We start from the raw sequence: 284 nt of genomic DNA on the forward strand, positions 1-284 counted from the left end.
GCGGCCACGACGGTGACCGGCACCGAGATCGCCAGCGCACACGGCGAAGCCGCCACCAACACCACCAGGGCACGTTCGATCCAGGTGACCGGATCCCCGAAGATCGCCCCGATCACCGCGATCGCGGCGGCCGCGATCATGATGCCCGGGACCAGCGGTTTGGCGATCTTGTCCGCCAAGCGTTGGGCATCGCCCTTGCGGGCCTGCTCGGCTTCCACGATCCGCACGATCCGCGCCAAAGAGTTGTCCTCAGCGGTCGTGGTGACCTCGACGGTCAGTACGCC

Annotated in this window: 1 protein-coding gene; it reads right to left on the reverse strand. The window is 68.0% G+C overall.

Annotated elements, in window-relative coordinates; genetic code table 11:
• Positions 1 to 284: P-type ATPase (locus tag GV790_RS30035; RefSeq protein ID WP_445668765.1), on the reverse strand; the 284-nt coding region annotated here is incomplete at both ends.

Origin of the sequence: Nocardia cyriacigeorgica (assembly GCF_010858045.1) — a bacterium.
Lineage (GTDB): Bacteria > Actinomycetota > Actinomycetes > Mycobacteriales > Mycobacteriaceae > Nocardia > Nocardia cyriacigeorgica_E.